Origin of the sequence: Ancylobacter polymorphus (assembly GCF_030813495.1) — a bacterium.
Taxonomy (GTDB): Bacteria; Pseudomonadota; Alphaproteobacteria; order Rhizobiales; family Xanthobacteraceae; genus Ancylobacter; species Ancylobacter polymorphus.
In genome coordinates this window covers 59,930-75,305 of the sequence record NZ_JAUSUI010000010.1, presented here as the reverse complement: position 1 = coordinate 75,305, position 15,376 = coordinate 59,930, and the positions used below count along the sequence as shown (strand labels likewise).

At 66.9% G+C, this 15,376-nt stretch carries 12 protein-coding genes and 2 pseudogenes; 5 read left to right on the top strand and 9 right to left on the bottom strand.

Annotation, left to right across the window (positions count from 1 at the left end):
* Nucleotides 1–5: 5 nt before the first annotated feature.
* The 4 genes from J2S75_RS19710 to J2S75_RS19695 all read right to left on the bottom strand — a co-directional run bounded on the left by J2S75_RS19710 (nucleotide 6) and on the right by J2S75_RS19695 (nucleotide 7,324).
* Nucleotides 6–5,105, bottom strand: coding sequence for a helicase-like domain-containing protein (locus tag J2S75_RS19710; RefSeq protein WP_307022472.1), 5,100 nt, complete (start codon nucleotides 5,103–5,105; stop codon nucleotides 6–8).
* Nucleotides 5,106–5,212: 107 nt separating this feature from the next.
* Nucleotides 5,213–5,611 carry a DUF3085 domain-containing protein gene (locus J2S75_RS19705; RefSeq protein ID WP_307022470.1) on the bottom strand — a complete coding sequence of 133 codons (399 nt, stop codon included), beginning with the start codon at nucleotides 5,609–5,611 and terminating at the stop codon, nucleotides 5,213–5,215.
* A gap of 8 nt (nucleotides 5,612–5,619) precedes the next feature.
* Nucleotides 5,620–6,222 (bottom strand): DUF1419 domain-containing protein, encoded by a 603-nt coding sequence (locus J2S75_RS19700; RefSeq protein ID WP_307022468.1) that lies wholly within the window; start codon nucleotides 6,220–6,222, stop codon nucleotides 5,620–5,622.
* 145 nt (nucleotides 6,223–6,367) lie between these two features.
* Nucleotides 6,368–7,324, bottom strand: coding sequence for a DUF3991 and toprim domain-containing protein (locus J2S75_RS19695; protein ID WP_307022466.1), 957 nt, complete (start codon nucleotides 7,322–7,324; stop codon nucleotides 6,368–6,370).
* A gap of 342 nt (nucleotides 7,325–7,666) precedes the next feature.
* On the opposite strand from J2S75_RS19695, the gene J2S75_RS19690 reads away from it, so the two are divergent.
* Entirely contained in the window at nucleotides 7,667–7,921 is a 255-nt protein-coding gene (locus J2S75_RS19690; protein ID WP_307022464.1) for a LysR substrate-binding domain-containing protein, read from the top strand.
* 291 nt (nucleotides 7,922–8,212) lie between these two features.
* On the opposite strand, the pseudogene J2S75_RS19685 reads toward J2S75_RS19690, so the two are convergent.
* Nucleotides 8,213–8,886, bottom strand: a pseudogene (locus J2S75_RS19685) (DUF932 domain-containing protein); the annotation flags it as partial.
* On the opposite strand from J2S75_RS19685, the pseudogene J2S75_RS19680 reads away from it, so the two are divergent.
* From J2S75_RS19680 to J2S75_RS19665, 4 genes and pseudogenes are all read left to right on the top strand, one after another.
* Nucleotides 8,885–8,968 (top strand): annotated as a pseudogene (locus tag J2S75_RS19680) (exodeoxyribonuclease III); the annotation flags it as partial. The pseudogenes J2S75_RS19685 and J2S75_RS19680 sit on opposite strands and share 2 nt — an antisense overlap.
* Nucleotides 8,969–9,134: 166 nt before the next feature.
* Nucleotides 9,135–9,437 carry a PadR family transcriptional regulator gene (locus tag J2S75_RS19675; RefSeq protein ID WP_307022462.1) on the top strand — a complete coding sequence of 101 codons (303 nt, stop codon included), beginning with the start codon at nucleotides 9,135–9,137 and terminating at the stop codon, nucleotides 9,435–9,437.
* Nucleotides 9,434–10,675 carry a chromate efflux transporter gene (gene chrA, locus J2S75_RS19670; RefSeq protein WP_307022460.1) on the top strand — a complete coding sequence of 414 codons (1,242 nt, stop codon included), beginning with the start codon at nucleotides 9,434–9,436 and terminating at the stop codon, nucleotides 10,673–10,675. The genes J2S75_RS19675 and chrA overlap by 4 nt, the downstream gene beginning before the upstream one ends.
* An 18-nt stretch (nucleotides 10,676–10,693) precedes the next feature.
* Nucleotides 10,694–11,491: a sulfurtransferase gene (locus tag J2S75_RS19665; RefSeq protein WP_307022457.1), complete on the top strand. Its 798-nt coding sequence runs from the start codon at nucleotides 10,694–10,696 to the stop codon at nucleotides 11,489–11,491.
* 61 nt (nucleotides 11,492–11,552) lie between these two features.
* On the opposite strand, the gene J2S75_RS19660 is transcribed toward J2S75_RS19665, so the two are convergent.
* The 4 genes from J2S75_RS19660 to J2S75_RS19645 are packed head-to-tail and all read right to left on the bottom strand — an operon-like array spanning nucleotide 11,553 to nucleotide 15,276.
* Nucleotides 11,553–13,679 carry a heavy metal translocating P-type ATPase gene (locus tag J2S75_RS19660; RefSeq protein WP_307022455.1) on the bottom strand — a complete coding sequence of 709 codons (2,127 nt, stop codon included), beginning with the start codon at nucleotides 13,677–13,679 and terminating at the stop codon, nucleotides 11,553–11,555.
* Nucleotides 13,672–14,349 carry a methyltransferase family protein gene (locus tag J2S75_RS19655; RefSeq protein WP_307022454.1) on the bottom strand — a complete coding sequence of 226 codons (678 nt, stop codon included), beginning with the start codon at nucleotides 14,347–14,349 and terminating at the stop codon, nucleotides 13,672–13,674. Before J2S75_RS19655 ends, J2S75_RS19660 begins: the two co-directional genes overlap by 8 nt.
* The gene (locus tag J2S75_RS19650) at nucleotides 14,346–14,648 is read right to left on the bottom strand and encodes a DUF2933 domain-containing protein (protein ID WP_307022452.1); all 303 of its coding nucleotides are present in this window, start codon (nucleotides 14,646–14,648) and stop codon (nucleotides 14,346–14,348) included. The genes J2S75_RS19655 and J2S75_RS19650 overlap by 4 nt, the downstream gene beginning before the upstream one ends.
* Nucleotides 14,649–14,682: 34 nt before the next feature.
* Complete coding sequence (locus tag J2S75_RS19645) at nucleotides 14,683–15,276, bottom strand: Spy/CpxP family protein refolding chaperone (RefSeq protein ID WP_307022450.1); 594 nt, start codon at nucleotides 15,274–15,276, stop codon at nucleotides 14,683–14,685.
* Between the last annotated feature and the right edge of the window lie 100 nt (nucleotides 15,277–15,376).

Here is a 15,376-nt window from a genome sequence, read left to right as displayed (position 1 = left end):
AGCGGTCAGGCGGCAGCCCGCTCGGCCGGATTTTCCGTATCAGCGGCGAGATCAGCCTCGATCGCCGCGAGTTGACGCCGCTTTTCCGCCAGCTCCTCGGCAAAGGCGAACGCGCCCCCGTCGCGGGACCGGTAGGAGGCGAGGCGTCGCCGAGCATCAGCGAGACGCTGCCGAAATCGCTCCTGCTCGCCATCAAAATCGTCGAGGGCATGCTCGAGACGTGAGATCGCGCCGAGTGGCGTGACGGTCACCGGCAGGTCGATTTCGCATTCAGATCCCGTCCGGAGGAGCAGGGTGCTGTAGCGATAGTCATCGCGCCCGAAGCGCTCGCCGGAATATTCGAGATCGAAGCCGCCGACCGAGGCGATCACGCTCTCATCCTCCCGCTGCAGCTGCACGAGCGTCAGGATCTCCTTCATCAGCGCACGGCCGGCCTCCTTGCGCGCGCCATGAACTTTGCCGGTCACGGTCATCGCGAAGGCGTCGCCGGTGGTCGGGACCAGGCGCGCGATATCCTGCTCGATCTCCCCGATGCGCTGCGTCGCGAACTCGATCTCGCGCTCGGCGTCACGGATCTGCCGGCGAACGGCGAACTGATCGTCCTGGTGCGCGGCGCGGAGCCGTTCGAGCCGGGCGATGTCCGCCTCGAGCCCGGCCTTCTGCATCAGCCGCTGATCGCCGGAGGCGATCGCCTTCGCCACGGCGAACTGGTTGGCCTGGCCTTCGCCGAGATCATCGAGACGCCGGACCGAGGTGTCGCCGGACAGCGCCGCGGCGATGAAGCGGGCCTTGCGCTCGTTGTTCTGCCACATGGTCGCGTCGAGCGAGCCCTCCGTCGCATAGGCGAAGATGTCGATGACATCGTGCTGATTGCCCTGCCTCTCGATCCTGCCCTCGCGCTGCTCAATGTGCGAGGGGAGCCAGGGCACGTCGAGATGGTGCAGCGCCTTCAGGCGCAGCTGCGCGTTGACGCCGGTGCCCATCGTCTCCGAGCTTCCGAGAAGGAAGCGGACCCTGCCGGCACGCACGTCGCCGAAGAGCCGCTGCTTCGCCTCCGACTTCTTATAGTCCTGCATGAAGGCGATCTCAGTGGCCGGCACGCCCAAGCGGACAAGTTCGTCCCGGATCCAGCGATAGGCTGAGAAGCCGCGCGTCTTCTCCACGCTGATCGTACCGAGGTCGGAAAAGATCATCTGCGCGGCACCGGGAAGCTCGAACGGCTTGCCGTCGGCCCGCAGGTAGGTGTTCTCGGCCGTCTCTTTCCAGATGCGGAAGGCGTTGGCGACGAGCTGGTTCAGCTTGTTGTCCGGCTCGTTGTCGTTGTCGCAATCGACCAGACGCAGGTCGATCGCGGCGTGGCGTCCGTCGGTAATGACCGAGAGCAGGATGTCGTCGCCCGGCTCCGGCGGCCGGTCGCGCATTTCGATCGCCTTGATGCGCTCGTCCAGCAGGAGCTGGTAGCGCTTGAACGCCGCCGTCGGCTTCGCGGTGACGATTTGCCGCCGGCCGGTCGAGATCGCCGGCACCTTCACATAGCGGCGCAGGTCCGCCGGCATCACCACGTCCGCGAAGGAGCGGAACATGGCGATCAGCTCCGGCACGTTGACGAAGGTGGCGAAGCGGGTCACCGGCTTGTATTTGCCCGATGGCTGCAACTCGAGCTCGGTCGTGACATCGCCGAAGGTCGAGGCCCAGGCATCGAACTCGTGCAGCCCGCGCTCCAATAGCGCCGCGTATCCCAGATACCGCTGCACCGAGAACATCTCGCCGAGCGTGTTGGTGATCGGCGTGCCGGAGGCGAGCACGAGCGCGCGGCCGGGATTCTTCGTCTCGACGAAGCGGGACTTCACATAGAGGTCCCAGGCCCGTTGCGAGCCGTTCGGATCGACGCCCTTCAAGGTCGACATGTTGGTCGCGAAGGAGAGCTTCCTGAACTCTTGGGCCTCGTCGACGATGATCTGATCGACGCCGATCTCGGAGATGGTGAGCAGGTCGTCCTTGCGGGTCGCCAGCGATTCCAGGCGCTCTTTCAGTCCCTCCTTCAGGCGCTCGAGCCGCTTGCGCGAGACGCGGTCGTCGCTCTCGACCTTGGTCAGCAGCGTCTCGTAGAGCTCGAGCTCGTCCTGGATCATCTGCTGCTCGAAAGCCGAGGGCACGGAGATGAAGCGGAAGGCCGAATGCGTGATGATGATCGCATCCCAGGTCGACGTCGCCGCGCGCGAGAGGAAGCGGTGGCGCCTCTCCTTCACGAAGTTGGTCTCGTCGGCGACGAGGATGCGCGCGTTCGGATAGAGCGCCAGGAACTCGCGCGCGGCCTGCGCCAGGCAGTGCCCGGGCACCACGAGCATCGCCTTGGCGATCAAGCCGAGACGGCGTTGCTCCATGATCGCCGCCGCCATCGTCATGGTCTTGCCGGCACCGACGGCGTGGGCGAGGTAAGTCGACCCGGCCGAGATGATCCGCCAGATGCCACGCTTCTGGTGACCATAAAGAACAAAGGCGCCAGAGGCTCCCGGTAGTTTCAGATGGGAGCCGTCGAAGGATCTCGGCGCGATGTTGTTGAAGCGGTCATTGTAGACCCGTGCCAGCCGATCGGTACGGTCGGGATTGGACCAGATCCAGCACTGGAATTCGTCCTTGATCTTTTGCAGTTTGGTCTTCGCCGCCTCGGTGTCGACGACGTTGAGCACGCGGCGCTCGCTGTCGCCGTCCTTCACTGTGTCGAAGATCTGCGGCACGCGGCTGTTCAGCGCATCGGCGAGAAGCTCACCGGCATGCCGGCGGTCCGTGCCCCATTCCGACGTGCCCGCCGCCATGTAGCCGAGCTGCCGGGCCTCGACGGTCCAGGAGGCCAGTTCCGGCATGTGGTGGATCCTGATCTCGGCACCCATCGTCTCCTTGACGAAGGCGACGACATCCGCGGCCGGAATCCAGGGCGCGCCGAGCCGCGCGGTGATGTCGGAGGGACTGAGATCGGCCGGCTGCACGCCCTGCAGTGCCTTGACGTTGCGCTCATAGTCCGGGTCGAGCGCCGCGGCCGCCTCCGCTGCCTTCAGCTTGTCGCGGACAGCACCGGAGAGATAGGCATCGGCCGTCTGCCAGGAGCCGTCGGCGGGATCGCGGAAGATGGCGCTGCCGAGCTCGGCGACGACATCGTCGCGGTCGCGATGCAGCAGTTCGGCGATGTGGTCGATATCGACGCGGCCGCGCTCGTTCAGCACCACGGCCAGTGCGTCGGCCGCGCTTGTGATGACCGGCGCCGCCGGCGGCGAGATCACACGCTGCGTGAAGATCGCGCCGGGCTTCGCGGTATTGGTCTCGAGGTCATAATCCTCGATCGAGGCGACCAGCCAGCAATCGGGATCGTCCAGGAACGGCTGGAGGTTCGGCCGGCGATGCGTCTCGCGCACCTCGCCCGTCTCCTCGTCCTCCGTCATCGACACGCTGGTGAAATTGATCGGGCCGAAATCGCGGACGAAGCTCGACCAAGCGATGCGCAAGCGGACCTGCGCATCCTTCCAGGGGCGGTCGAGCTCCTGGCATTTCAGCACCTCGCGCACGGCGTCGCGGATCGGGATCAGCTTCTGGAGGATCCGGACATGCTTCTCGGGGACGCCGTCGGCGCCGCGCCCCTTGCGGACCTTGACCGCGACGGGCCTGCCATCGAGGACCTGCATCAGGCCGTGAGCCTTGTCGAAGACATAGCTGCCCTCGCGGACATGCCGATCGCCGGGCAGGTCGGGAGCCGCGTCGTCTTCCCACTCCTCAAGGTCAAGGTCGATGATGCCGGGCTCGCCGTCATAGGTGGCTTCCGGAAGACGCTCGATCGCCGCCGGGAGCACGGCGCCGAGATCCTCGTCCTCGCGTGGAAGGCAGGTATAGGTGTCGCCGAAGGGCCCGGAGGCGAGCGCATGGGTGCCGAGCACGAAATACGGATTCCGGGCGAACCAGCGGTTCACGCGGATGGCGCCTTCGTCGTCCGTCGCCGGCCGCACCTCGTCGAGATCGAGCCAGGCGAGATCGCCTTCCGCGTCGCCGATCTTGCGCTTGCGGAAGAAGAGGAGGTCGACCACCACGTCGGTGCCGGCGCTGGCGCGAAAGCTGCCCTCGGGCAGCCTGATCGCTCCGACGAGGTCAGCCGATTTCGCGATGTGCTCGCGCGCCGATCCGTCCGCCTTGTCCATCGTGCCCGCGCTGGTGACGAAGGCCGCGAGTGCGCCGGGCTTCAGCAGGTCGATCGCCCGCACGATGAAATAGTCGTGCAGTCGCAGCCCCATCGACCGATAGGCGCGGTCCGAACGCACGGTGCGATCGGAGAAGGGCGGGTTGCCGATGGCGAGGTCGAAACTCGCCGGCAGCTCGGTGCGGGCGAAATCGCCGGCGATGGTCCGCGCCCGTGGCTGCAGCAGCCGGACGATGCGTGCGGTGACCGGATCGAGCTCGATGCCGGTGACGTGCGACACGTCGCGAAGAGACTCGGGCATCAGCGCCGGAAACAGGCCCGTGCCGACGCCCGGCTCGAGGATGCGCCCGCCGCGCCAGCCGAGCCGCTGAAGCCCCGCCCAGACCCCCCGCACGATGAACTCGGGCGTGAAATGCGCGTACTGTGTGCAGCGTGCGAGCGACGCGTGATCGAGATCGCCAACCGCGTCCTCGAGCTCGGCGCCGATCGTCTCCCAGCCCTTGCGGAATTCAGCTTCGCCAGGCCGCCGGAACACGAAATTGGCGAGCTCGGTGGCGCCGAAGCCGGTGAAGCGGATCAGCTGCTCCTGCTCATCGAGCGTAGCGGGGCGCTCCTCTGCCTCGATCACCGCGGCGAGGCGGATCGCCGTGATATTGTCGTGCGCGCGGTCCTTCCAGCCTTTCGCGAGCGCCCGATCGCCAACGAGCTGGAAATTCGTTCCGCGCTTGCGAGCCGCCCGCGGTGTCGAATGTGCGGCCCCCGCAGCGGGAGCCGCGGGAGCCGGAGTCGTTGGATCGGGATCGTCGTCATCGTCGGGGCCGGAGGCTTCGGTACCGGCAAAGGCCGTCACCCCGAGGCCAAGCCCCGACGACAGGGCGGTATTGCCGAAGAGATCAAGCGTGAAGGGATCGTCCTGCGCCATGGGGAATGTCTCCTGTGCTGAAGGCGCGCGGCATCGGCCCGCCGGCGGGGTTCCGGCAGGAGCAATGGTCGCGGTGATGGTGGGGACGGGCCGGCCGGCCCGGGATGTCAGCGGCGGATCGGCGTGATCGACATGCTGGTGTCGGTCATTTCGATCCGTACATGTGTGGCTCGAGGAACCGCGGCGATTTGCTTCACGAGCATCTCGGCATCGAGAAACTCGATGCCGTCATCGCCGCCGAAATGCTGGCGCTTGTAGTGCCAGTAGTCGGGGTTGGTCTTCGGATCGCATTCCGCGGCATAGACCACGAGGGGGCGCTGCCCCTCTGCGAGCTCGCCGTTCGACATGATGTAGACGCCCTCGTCGCCGACCAGCCAGAGACCGGGCGTCTCGTCCTTGCCGGGGCGGAGGCCGTAGTGAGGATTGCGAAAGCCGCCATTGGCGAGGGCATCGATACGGCCACGCGTGATGACCGCATGGACGTCTGTCACGGAGAAGGTGAACATGGCGGCACCTACGCGGCGATCACGTCGGGCAGGTAGCGCAGATGCACCGGAAGCTTGGTGCCGATCTCCGCGTCGGTGAGCTGATCGAGCAATTTGAAAGCGCGGGCCTGCCAGGATGCGCACATCATGACGACGCGCTTGCCGCGTTGACCGGTCGGAAATCGCCGGTCTGCATAGCCACGATAGTCGTCGTTCGTCGCGCTCCAAATGTGCTCGAGGCGTTCCTCCCGCGTCATCGCCCGGACCGGCCGCGATTCCCGCTCGACGATGGCGTTGCGCATCTGCGCCGGCGACGACCGGTCCAACACATCGCAATAGCCGTGGAAATAGCGCGACCGGCCGTCGATCGTCAGCGAGAAGAAGACGCTGGTGATGCTTCCGGTCAGGAATTCGCCCATGGCGAACATGTCGCCACGCATCCAGAGCGGCGGCAGCACCTCAAACATGTAGTCGTGCTCGGCCTGGCCGATCTCGAACCATTCGCCGCGATAGAGCGCGCTGTCGCCGCCCTCCCAGCGGTCCGGACGCTGCACGTGGCGGTCGAACATACGGAACATCTGGCGCCGGTCGGCGACGCCCTCGAAGACCTTGCGGACGGGTGGGAGGTTCATGGCGGGCTCCTTTCAGCCTCGTCGGGCCGGAGCGCGGCTCCCCTTCCCCGGGGATCACCATCTTCTCTTCAGCCCTTCATGACCCCTCCCTCGCGGCCGCCTCTCCGTCCGGGCGGGTCAAGGGCCGGCGCAGCCGGGCGAAGCTTCACCCTTGACGCGACCGGCGGGCATGCGGCAGCAGGGTGTCGCCTTCCTTCTCTCCTCCCTTCTTCTTCATCATCCGGAGATCCGCGTTCCAGTCCTCTGCGGTCGGACGCAGGCGCTCGAAGCGGCAGGACGCCTCATTCGCGATCGCCCGAAGTCGCTCGGCGTAGACGTCACCCTGCCCATTGTTGTCGGTGGCAGCGACCAGGAAGGCGTTGTCTCGGGTGACAAGGGCCCGGATCGCCGCGTCCGTGGATGGCGACCAGCCGCCGCCGGTGCTGAGAAACAGGCTGTCGGACCGCATGTCCTCGATCACCGCCAGGCTCATGGCGTCGATCGCCGCCTCGGTGAGGCAGAACCGGAAGGCGTCGACGGGGCCGAAGCGAAACAGGACCTTGGCGCCGCCGGTGGCGAAGCCGCGCCACTCGGGTCCCCGCTCCTCCCAACCGGTCACGAGGCCCGCGTCATCCGTGTGCGCCGCCCACATGCTGCCATGCGGACCTTCGCACAGCCGATCATGACGGATCGCAGCGCGGATCGTTGCATCGGAAAGTGCCCGCTCCTCGCCGAGGTAGCGCCAGGTCAAGGATCCGGGCCAGGGTTTGCGGCGGCGGCGCCAGCGCTCGCCGACGGCGACGTCCGCCTCCTGCTTCCGCGCAGTCCGCGTCCAGAGGGGCTCCGTGGGGACAAAACCCACCAGGTTCGCCACATGCTCGAGGCACTCGGGGAATCCGACCCGATCGAGATGCGCGACGAGCGCGTAGATGTCGCCTTTCGCGTCGGACAGTGGATCGAACCAGCCCTTGCCGTCGTGGATGACGATGATGATGTCGTCGCCCCGGCGATACTTGACGGCTCGGCGCGTGCTCTCCTTCAGGTCGATCGCGAAGCCGGCCTTTTCCAGCACGGCCGCGCACAGGACACGCTCCTTCAGCTCTTCAACGTCATTCCTTTCCATCACCTCTCCCGGCACCCATCGGCGTCCGGCCTTTCCTGCTCGAGGTCTCCTCCTCGCATGTCGCGAGGCGATCCCCAGCTGCCGCGAAGAGCGAAGGGGGCAAGGGCGCGGCTGGCAACTGATGATTTCGGCAGTGCGGTTCGCAAGCCAGCCGCGGCGCAGCTTCCCTTGCCGCCGCCCGCTCGCAAGCGGCATCCCCCCGCAGGAAGGCCTACACGGGGCAGGACGTGGCACCCGCTCGCGCTGAACATTGCCCAACACCCTGCTCGCAATGTCCGGCGGCTGCAGCGGCAGAACTTCGCTGCGTGCGGACTCCAGGGCGATCCGTAATCCTATCCGGATATGAGCGTGCATGTGCATGACCTGCCCATGGCGCAGAATGTCTACGAGTTGCGAAGCGGCCTCCTCGACGCGGCGCTCGCGCCTGAAAGCGGCTACGGCAAGGGCCTCGTCGCCGAGCCGATCTGGCAGCACAGGCCGGTCGCAGTCCTCCCGCGCGGCCACCCCCTTGCGGCGAAGGACGGGCTCGATCTCGGCGATGTCGTCGATGAGCCGCTGGTGCTTTACCGACCCGATACCGGGCTCGGCCAGCAATGACAGATCGAACAGATCGTGCGGGCGGCCACGCCGACGCCGAACATCGTCGATCGCCCGACGACGCTATGCATGTTGGTGATGTTGGTATTCGCGGGCTACGGGATCAGCATCGCTGCGGCGGCGCAGCTCGAGGCGATTGGTGTGGACGATCTCATGCTGCGGCCGCTGCGAGACGCGCCGGCCGAGGTGAACACTTGGCTGATGATGCGCGACAAGACCCCCTCGGAGCCGTTATCACGCTTCATTGAGGTCCTGATACGCCTTGGCGCGCGCAAGGGCCGTCATGCCCTACACGAAATCGAAGATCGTTTCCGGCGGGCGGCCTTCCTCCTGCAACACGGTATCGATGATCTTAGCCGTCTCGGCCTTGCCGAGGCCGCGCTTGCGCAGGAAGGTTTCGCGGTCCTCGTCAATGCGGGCGACGATCCGCTCGCGCGCCGCCCGGGTGCCTGCACGAAAGGCGCGGGCGAGGAATGGGCGAAGCTGGTGAGCGCGGGCGCCGCCTCATGGGCGAAGCGCTGCGCCGCGAACTTGCTGTGCTGGATGCTGATTTCCTCAAAGCCTTCCACGCCCCAAAGATTGCGGTTCATGCACACCGCCCGGAGATAGAAAGAGGCGATGCCGAGTGTCTCCGATCCGACTTCGCTGTTCCAGCAACAGAAGCCCCGGAAATAAAGGTCCGGCTCGCCGTTCGGCAGGCGCCCGGCCTCGATCGGGTGGGCATCGTCGACGAGGAGAGGAACACGTCGCGGTCGCTGGCATAGAACGTCGTCGTGTCCTTGGTCACGTCCACGAAGGGATTATGCGTCATGCTCGCCCAGTCCAGCACGCACCTTCCACATGGTATCGCCGATGCCGTTCCCGGCGATCTTCATCACGGCGCCGACAAGCCCGTGATCCCAGATACGGCCATAATCCGGGCCGGTCACGGCGCGAAACTCGATCCGGCCGTCATCCGCCTCCATCCTCGCCGGCGACTACAATGTCATGCCGACGGAACTCGACGTCGACAAGCTTAAGCACTGGGTCGACGACGCGCTGTGCAGATCGTCCCGAGACCGACCAGGACGGGGCGCATGCCATGTCTTCTTTTTGTAATCGGCTTTCGCTATCGTAAATCGATAATATAAACCGATTCCCCCGCGATCCAGACGGCAGGCGCATGGCAGGGGCCGGTCGGGAAAGTCGGCCCGGGAGCAGGAATCCGCTGAACATGGAGCACCGCGATCTCCTTTCCGGCCTCGTGCGCCTGCATGTGCTCCACCGCGCGGCCGAGCATGAGATTTACGGCCAGTGGATGATCGATGAGCTGGCGGGCCACGGCTACCGCCTGTCGGCCGGCACGCTCTACCCGCTGCTGCACAAGATGACGCGCGACGGCTACCTCACCTCGCGCGAGGAGCGTGTCGGACGCACGGCGCGCAAGCTCTATTCCATCACCGACAAAGGGCGCGAGGGCCTTGCCGTGGCCAAGGAGCGCATCCGCGAGTTTACCGGCGAGGCGATGAGGCGATGACGGACACGACGACGGGCCGCGACGAAAGCCAGGCCACCCGGGGACAGGCCGCCCGAGGATCGGCCGGCGAGGTCTTCGCGGCCTTCCTCAAGCTTGGCCTGACCTCCTTCGGCGGGCCGATCGCCCATCTCGGCTATTTCCGGGACGAACTGGTCGTGCGCCGCAAGTGGATCGACGAGGCCGGCTATGCCGATCTCGTCGCGCTCTGCCAGTTCCTGCCCGGCCCGGCGTCGAGCCAGGTCGGCTTCTCGCTCGGCGTCCTGCGCGGCAATGGCCTGCTCGGCGGGCTGGCGGCCTGGTTCGCCTTCACCCTGCCGTCGGCGATGATCCTGTTCGCTTTCGCGCTCGGCGCGGCCGCCTTCACCGGCCCTGCCGCGGAGGGCGTTCTCCACGGCCTGAAGCTGGTGGCCGTCGCCGTCGTCGCGCAGGCGATCTGGGGTATGGCCAAAAGCCTCACGCCGGATCGCGAACGTGCCGGCATCGCATTGGCGGCCGTCGCCATCGTCGTCTTCGTCGGCGGATCCTTCGGCCAGATCGGCGCGATCGCGCTCGGCGCGCTCGCCGGGCTCCGGCTCTGCCGGAGCGACGTGCCCGCGCCGCCGGGTCATCTGAGCTTTCCGGTGTCGCGCCGGGGCGGCGCGGCCGCGCTCGCCCTGTTCGCGGGCTTTTTCCTGGTCCCGCCGCTGGTGGCCGGCGCCACCGGTCATCAGGCCGTCGCGCTGTTCGATGCCTTCTACCGCTCCGGCGCGCTGGTGTTCGGGGGCGGCCATGTCGTGCTGCCCTTGCTGCAGGCCGAAGTGGTGACGCCGGGATGGGCGACGAACGAAGCCTTCCTGGCCGGCTACGGCGTGGCGCAGGCGGTTCCCGGACCGCTCTTCACCTTCGCCGCCTATCTCGGCGCGGTGATGGGCCCGGCGCCCCACGGGCTTGCCGGGGCGGTGATCGCGCTCGTCGCCGTCTTCCTGCCGGGCCTGCTGCTGGTCTACGGCATGCTGCCCTTCTGGGATGCGCTGCGGCTGCGGCCGACGGCGCAGGCGGCGATGCGCGGGGCGAACGCCGCCGTCGTCGGCATCCTCGGCGCCGCGCTCTACAGCCCGGTCTGGACGAGCGCCGTGCTCTCGCCGCCGGACTTCGCGCTGGCGCTCGCCGGCTTCCTTCTGCTCACCGTCTGGAAGGCGCAGCCCTGGATCGTCGTCCTGCTGCTGGCGGCGGGCGGCACGCTCCTCCACATGATCTGAGGCCCCTCGGAGCTCCCCATGTCCCATGATCCCGTCGTCGAACCATCCGCGCTGGGCTCGTTGCCCGCCTTCCGCCTGCTCGACGTGCGTGATCGGACGGCCTTCTCCTCCGGTCATGCGCGCAATGCCGTGCGCGTGCCGATCGAGATCTGGGAGGCGGCGGCGAAGACCGGAGAGACCTTTTTCGAGAACGTCGCCTATTGGCAGCGTGCCATTGACGAACTCGGTGTCGATGGCGACGTGCCGGCCATCGTCTATGACGACGGGCGCATGACCGAGGCCGCGCGGGTCTGGTTCATCCTGCAATATTTCGGGGCAAGGGCCTTCATCCTCAACGGCGGATGGCCGGCCATCGAAGGGCGCGACGACCTGTCGGGAGCGGCTGAGGCGGCGCGCAACTCAGGGCCCTTCCAGGCCCGGCCCGGCGCTGGCCTTGTCGGTCTCGTCGATCGGCTGACCTTGAAGGCTGAGCTCCACAGCGACGTGCGCATCTTCGATGCCCGCACGGCGGGCGAATACACGGGCGAGGACCTGCGCCGCAATACGCGCGGCGGCCATCTGCCCGGCGCAAGGCTGCTGCCGCATGCGAATCTGCTGGACGGCGCGCGTCTGAGGCCGGCGGCGGAGTTGCACGACCTCCTGGCGCAGGCCGGCTTCCGGCCCGACGACCATATCGTCACCCATTGCGACGGTGGCGGCCGTGCCGCGCTCGCGGCGGCAGCGGCGGCCCGGGCCGGCTATGACGACGTGCGCGCCTATTATCTCAGTTTCGCCGATTGGGCGAAGGATGAGAGCTGCACGATCGTTGGCGATTGAACCGCATAGGCCCACACGCGGCTCGCCGGCGACCACGATGAATAGCAAGTGGGCGAGGTTCTTACGTGAGCCTTCGGTAAAAGCGGAGGAACTGGGCGTTGATCGCCACGATCACCGTGCTCGCCGACATGAAGACCGCGGCGACGGCAGGCGTCATGAGAAAGCCGGTGCCGAAGGTGATGCCGGCCGCCATCGGGATCGCGACCGTGTTGTAGGCGGTCGCCCAGATCAGATTCTGCACCATCTTGCGATAGGTGACCCGCGAAAGGCCGAGGATCGCGCCGACGTCGCGCGGGTCGCTCTTGACCAGGACGACGTCCGCCGATTCCACGGCCACATCCGTGCCGGCGCCGATCGCGACCCCGAGATCAGCCTGCACGAGCGCCGGCGCGTCGTTTACGCCGTCGCCCACCATCGCCACGGCAAGGCCGCGTGCCTGAAGTTCCCTGATCTTGTCCGATTTCTGTTCCGGCAGGACCTCGGCGAAGAACTCGGCGATGCCGAGTTCCTTCGAGACCGTCTCGGCGACCCCCTTCGCATCGCCGGTCAGCATGACCGATTTGATGCCGAGACGGGAAAGCTCCGCGATCGCCTGCCTGGATTCCGGCCGCACGATGTCGCCCAAGGCAAAGAGCGCGCGTGGCTCGCCATCCCGGACGAGCACGACCACCGTCTTGCCGTCGGCTTCCAGCTTCCTGAGCTGCGGATCTTGGATTGGCTTGCCCTGCCGGGCCAGATGACCCGGGCTGAGGATGCGGACGTCCTCGCCTCCGACCTTTGCGGTGATGCCCTCGCCGGTGATGTTGCTGACGTCGGTGGCCCGAGGGACCTCAAGCTTGCGGCGCTTCGCTTCGGCGACGATGCCGTGGGCGATCGGGTGCTCGGATTGACTCTCGGCCGCCGCGGCAAGGGACAGCTCCTTGTTTTCGTCGCCGTCTCCCAGCACCACGATGTCGCTGACGCCGAACCGTCCTTCGGTCAGCGTGCCGGTTTTGTCGAAGACGACGGCGTCGAGATTGCGCGCTCGTTCGAACGCGGCGCGGTCGCGGATCAGCAGACCGTTGCCGGCACTGAGAGAGGTGCTGACCGCGACGACCAGCGGAACCGCCAGTCCGAGCGCATGCGGGCAGGCCACGACCATCACCGTCACCATGCGCTCGAGTGCGAACTCCAGCGGAGAGCCGAGCACGGCCCACCAGACGAAGAGCGTGCCGAAGCCGACGATGAGGGCGATATAGGTGAGCCATGCCGCCGCCCGGTTGGCGACGTCCTGGGTGCGGGAGCGGCTTGCCTGCGCCTTCTTCACGAGGTCGATGACCTGGGCGAGGTAGGTCGAATCCCCCGTGGCCGTCACCTTGATGGTTACGGCATTGGCGCCGTTGATGGCTCCGCCGATCGCGGTGGCGCCGACCGTCTTCGAGACAGGGCGCGATTCACCGGTGAGCATCGCCTCGTTGAAGCCCGACGACCCCTCGATGATCTCGCCGTCGACAGGGACCTTGGCGCCCGGGCGGATGATGACACGGTCGCCCGGCTTTAGATCGGAGATCGGTACGTCATGCGTCGTGCCATCGGCGTCGATCCGGGTCGCGCTGTCCGGCAAGAGGCGTACGAGTTCCTCAAGGGCGCGCGAGGCACCCATCACCGAGCGCATCTCCACCCAGTGGCCGAGGAGCATGATGAGGATGAGCGTCACCAGCTCCCAGTAGAATGCCTCTCCCGGAAAGCCGAAGGTGACGGCGGCGGAGAAGAAGTACGCCGCCGAGATCGCGAGCGCGATCAATGTCATCATGCCGGGCCGACCGGTACGCAGCTCGGAGGTGAAGCCAGTCAGGAACGGCCATCCGCCATAGACGTAGGCGACGGTCGAAAGCCCGAAGAGCACGAAGCCATCCCCGGGGAATGCCAGCGCCTGAGCCAGCCCGAGCCAATGCTGGATCATCGGCGACAGCAGCAAAACCGGCGGTGTCAGGATCAGCGTGATCCAGAAGCGGCGTCGGAAATCGGCCACCATCGCGGCATGGTCGTGCCCGCCATGGCCGGCATGCGCCGAGTGGCTGGATCCGGCGGCCGCGATCATCTTCGAATGGTCGGCCTGATCCGGCCCGCTTCCCGGCGCGTGCCCGTGATGCTGATGGCCGCCGTGGTGCGCATGGCCCAGTGACCGGCCGGGGAGTTGATCAGTCATGAGCCGCACCTCCCTGCGTCGGAAACTTCGCCGAGGGGGCGTGCCCGAGCCGGGGGATGAAGCCCGGGACCGAGCGTGCATAGGCGTCCCAGGCTGTGCCGAACTCGGCCCGCGCTGCGGTCTCCTCCCTTCGGGCCAGCCGCACATAGACGATGACCAGGATCGGGAACATCAGGAGCGTCACCAGCGTCGGCCACTGCAACAGGAACCCGACCATGATGACGATGAAGGCCAGATACTGGGGATGCCGGACATGGGCATAGGATCCCTCGGTGGCGAGGCGATGGTCGCGTTGGGCTGCGTAGAGCCGATGCCAGCTCGCCGCGAGCAGCCAGAAGCCACCAAAGATCAGGACGTAGCTGAGGATGTGGAACGGGCCGAAATGCGGGGTCACCCGCCAGCCGAACATCATCTCCAGGAGATGGCCGGCGTCGTGCGACCAGAAGTCGATGCCCGGGAATTGCCGCCCGAGCCATCCCGACAGCAGATAGATCGTCAGCGGGAACCCGTACATCTCGGTGAACAGCGCAACGATGAAGGCCGAGAAGGCGCCGAGCGAGCGCCAGTCCCGTTTGCTGTCGAGGCGGGTAAAGCTCGCGGCGAACAGGATGAACACCGCCGAGTTGATGATCACCAGGCTCCAGAGACCGTAGGCGGGCGATCCGTTCATCGCGGGCCTCCCTCGGATTGGCTCGCAGCACCCGAGGCACCACCATGTCCATTGCCGCCATGGCCGCGATGCATGAAGAGATGCATCAGCGGACAGGCGAGCAGCAGCAGGAACGGCAGGAAGCCGAGCACATGGGCGCGATGCTCGGAGAAGAGCAGGAAGGCTGCGACGAGGAGGAAACCGATCGCGACGAGTCCTCCCCTCGAACGCAGGAACCCGGAGGACGGCCCCCCGCCGTTCCGATCGCGATCGTCGTTCCGGCCCGCGGGAGGATGGGCCGCGTCATGGTGCATGGACATGGTGGGCTCTCCTGGACAGGTCGTTCGGATCCGTTCACATCAGCCCCATCATCGGCATGGGCATGAGGAGTTGGTCGGCCGCGCGCCTCTGGGCGTCGTCCAACGCCGCGTAAAGGGGATCGAGCGCCGCCTTCATCTTGCGCAGCGCCTCCAGGCGCCCGGCGAGCATGCGTTCGTACGCTTCGATCCGCTGCGGAAGGGTGGGAGCCGACGCAGCCTGTCCGGACATCATCTGGTCCTGCATGGCGGACATCATTCCCGCCATACTGCGGGCGTTCGCCCGCAGGGCATCGGCGAAGGCATCCCACAGCGGTTGCTGCGTGGTCGTGATACCGATCTCCGTTCGCAGGAACGCGATGCGGCCCTGGATGCGAGCCGGGGCCATCATCTGCCCCATCATGCCCATGGGGCTGGCGCCACCCATCATGCCTGGTCCCATCATCCCTTGTGGGGAATCCGGCGCCGGGGGCGCCGCAGGAGGCTGCGGCGCGGCCATCGGAGCGTCGGACTGGGGAACGGGCGAAGATGCGCCCGGCGGATGGTGCGCATCCTCGGCGCGGACGGACGCGGACGCGATCAGGGCCGCGCCGAGCGCGGCGGTCGTCATCAGCTTGCGAAACTTGGTCATGATATGGCTGCTCCTCTCATGACGCGGCCGGAACCGCTCTCTCGTCTGGAATGGCGTTGATCGCCCTTGAACGGGCGCTATCGGCTAGCCGGGGGGCTCG